General features: G+C 66.4%; 3 protein-coding genes. 2 read left to right on the top strand and 1 reads right to left on the bottom strand.

Translation table 11 applies throughout. From position 1 onward, the window contains the following. Nucleotides 1-423: inorganic phosphate transporter (locus VNS12_RS07155; RefSeq protein WP_325487139.1), on the top strand; the 423-nt coding region annotated here is incomplete at its 5' end. Between the two features lie 45 nt (nt 424-468). On the opposite strand, the gene VNS12_RS07150 is transcribed toward VNS12_RS07155, so the two are convergent. Next, a complete protein-coding gene (locus tag VNS12_RS07150) occupies nt 469-954 on the bottom strand; it encodes an NUDIX hydrolase (RefSeq protein ID WP_325487138.1) in 486 nt (161 codons plus the stop codon). Nucleotides 955-1,135: 181 nt separating this feature from the next. Between VNS12_RS07150 and VNS12_RS07145 the strand changes: the two genes are divergently transcribed. Next, nucleotides 1,136-2,647 (top strand): ATP-binding protein, encoded by a 1,512-nt coding sequence (locus tag VNS12_RS07145; protein ID WP_325487137.1) that lies wholly within the window; start codon nt 1,136-1,138, stop codon nt 2,645-2,647. Nucleotides 2,648-3,116 lie beyond the last annotated feature (469 nt).

The raw sequence follows: 3,116 nt of genomic DNA, 5'->3' as shown, positions 1-3,116 counted from the left end.
TTCGGGCCGCGCCTTATCCGCACGGTGGGCGAAAAGATCACCAAGCTCAATGAAATCCGCGGCTATTGCGTGGCGCTGTCGGCGGCGATCACGGTGCTGATCGCCTCGGCCTTCGGCCTGCCGGTGTCGTCCACCCATATCGCGGTCGGCGCGGTGTTCGGGGTCGGGTTCCTGCGCGAAGGGTTCACCAACAAGGGCATCCGCAACAAGGCGGTCAGCCCCGAAGGGGTTTTCCTGCGCACCGATCACCTCAACGCCACCGCCGAAGAAGCAGTCGCCAATTTCCAGAAGCGCCAGCGCCGGTATCTGGTGCGCCGCGACCACGCGATGTCGATTGCCGCCGCCTGGGTGATCACCGTGCCTGCTGCGGCGGTTCTCTCGGCGCTGATCTATTGGGCGATGATGCTGCTGTTTGGCGTTTGATCCCCGTTGTCACGGGCGCGGCGATTGTCGGCCCGGCCCGGGCCATCAGAGCCTGACGTTTCGCGCTTCCCCGGCCGTCAGGCGTTCCCGCTGCGCCAGCGCCACGGCCACATCGGCCAGGCCCTCATGGGTAATCAGGCGCTTTGCCTCGGGCACCAGCGCCCAGTGGCGGTAGCGCATGCCCATTTCCTTCCAGTCATCGCGCTGCTTGGTCACCAGCAGCGGAAAAATCTTCACCTCGATCGGCTTGGGCCGCTCGTCGGTCACCGGCAGGACATACGACCCGATGGGCCGGGTTTCGATCTCGCCCTCGACGCCTGCTTCCTCATAGGCTTCCTGCGCCGCGCTGTCCCAGGGCGTCATGCCCTCGATCTGCCCGCCCTTGGGAAAGATCCACTTGCCCCGTCCGCGCGAGGTGACCAGCAGCACCACCACCTGCCCATCGACGATCCGATAGGGCAGGGCGCCAAATTGCGGCCCCGCCGGCTCGACCGGTGGCCGCCGAAACATCGAAAGCAGACGCAAGGGCATAAAAGAACTCCGCAACCCGATCAGCACCCGCGATTTACGATGATTTGCATGGGTGGGTCAAAGCACAACATGTGAATCGTCGGCGGGGGATTGTGCATAACCCGGCCCGGGGTGCTAAAGATATGTCGCGCCTTGGGGCGAATCCCTTTTCCCGATCCAGTTTGCGAGGGCTTCAGGACTGATGACCGTCGAAATCGACATGGGCAAGACGCGGACCGCCACGCCGGCCCGGCTCGATCTCGAAGAGCTTCTCGCCACGCGCCTTCTGGTGCAGGGCAATTCCGGCTCGGGCAAGTCCCACCTGTTGCGGCGGCTTCTCGAACAGAGCGCCCCATGGGTGCAGCAATGCGTCATCGATCCCGAAGGCGATTTCGTTACCCTCGCCGACAAGTTCGGCCATGTGGTGGTGGAGGCCGACCGTTCCGAGCAGGAGTTGACCCGCATCGCGGGCCGCATCCGCCAGCACCGGGTATCGGTCGTGCTTTCGCTTGAGGGGCTGGAGGCCGATGCCCAGATGCGCGCCGCCGCCGCCTTTCTCAATGGGCTGTTCGATGCCGAACGCGATTTCTGGTATCCCATGCTGGTTGTGGTCGACGAGGCGCAGCTGTTCGCCCCCGCCGTTGGCGGCGAAGTGTCTGACGAGGCGCGCAAGGTTTCGCTTGGCGCGATGACCAACCTCATGTGCCGGGGCCGCAAGCGCGGGCTGGCGGGGGTGATTGCCACCCAGCGTCTGGCCAAGCTCGCCAAGAACGTCGCCGCCGAAGCGTCCAATTTCCTCATGGGGCGCACCTTTCTCGATATCGACATGGCCCGCGCTGGCGATCTTTTGGGCATGGACCGGCGCGGCACCGAGATGTTCCGCGATCTGGAAAAGGGCCATTTCGTTGCGCTCGGCCCGGCGCTGTCGCGTCGCCCGCTGCCCATCCTGATTGGGCCGGTCGAGACCAGCGCGCGCTCGACGTCGCCCAAGCTGATGCCGTTGCCCGATACTGGAGCCGACGCCGCCGATCTGATCTTCACGCCCAGCCCGGAGGAAGAAATCCGTCCCCTGCCGCGTCGGGTCAGCCCGCCCGCGCCGCGCCCCACCGCCGATATCCTCGCCCAGTTGAGCCGCCCCGTCCCGGCGGCCGAGCCCGAAGCCCCGTCGCTCTTCCCCGAGGTCGACGCCGCCGAGCGCGAGGCGGGAATCGATGTGGTGCTTGCTGAAATCCTTGAAGATCCCGACGCCAGTTTCCGGTCGGTCGCCGTGCTGTATCAGGACTTTCTCGTGCGCCTGCGCATCCGCCGGGTGCCGGGCACGCCGCCCGATCTCAACGATTTCAAACGCCGCTTTGCCGTGGCGCGGGCCGGTGTCGATACCGAAGCCGCCCAGTCCGATGACTGGCAGGCGGCGCTCGATCTGGCCCGCACGCTGCCCGATGATGTGCAGGGCGTATTTCTCATGGTCGCCCGCGCCGCCGTCGAAGGGCTGCCCTGTCCGTCCGATGCGACGCTGGCCCGCGCCTATGGCAGCCATTCCGCCTCGCGCGCCCGGCGTTTGCTGACCTATTTCGAGGACCGGGACTTGGTGGTCCTGCGCGAGGATTTCTCCGGCCGCCGCATCGTCGCCTTCCCCGACCTCAACGCCGAGACCGCCCCCGGCGACGCCGCGGGCCCCGCCGACCTCCCCGACCCCCGCGCCGCTGCGGAGTAGATCAGGCGGCTCCCGTATCTTTCTTCCCTGCTCCCACGAGGGGAGAAGCGCAAGGGATCATCCCCGCCGCTGATCCACACGTCCACCGAGCATACTGGTTCCCGGGTCTTCGCCCGGGATGACCTCTGGTGCGCTGATCAGGCCCGTACCTCCCACCCCCACCGCCGTCATCCGTGACGCTGGAATTGATGCCCCCCATCCCACGCTCTGCGCGCCAGCGTTTTATGCCGCTCTTGCCCCCCCCACCGCCGTCATCCCGGACTTGATCCGGGATCCAGTACACACCAGCGCTTCCGTCCCTGCCGCGGTCCCAACCATATGAGCCCCCTTCTCCCCCAGGGGAGAAGGGTGGGGATGAGGGGGCGCTGAGCCAAAACAAACTCGACCGTTCGAGAAGGCCTCCCCCTTGCGCCGCCCACAAAATCCGGCGACATACCCCCATGCGTCCCACCGATCCGCTCCCCATCGA

Source organism: Pelagibacterium sp., from assembly GCF_035555455.1.
In the GTDB taxonomy this organism is placed as follows: Bacteria; Pseudomonadota; Alphaproteobacteria; order Rhizobiales; family Devosiaceae; genus Pelagibacterium.
Note: the sequence above shows the minus strand (reverse complement) of the source record. Positions and strands in the feature narration are given on the sequence as shown.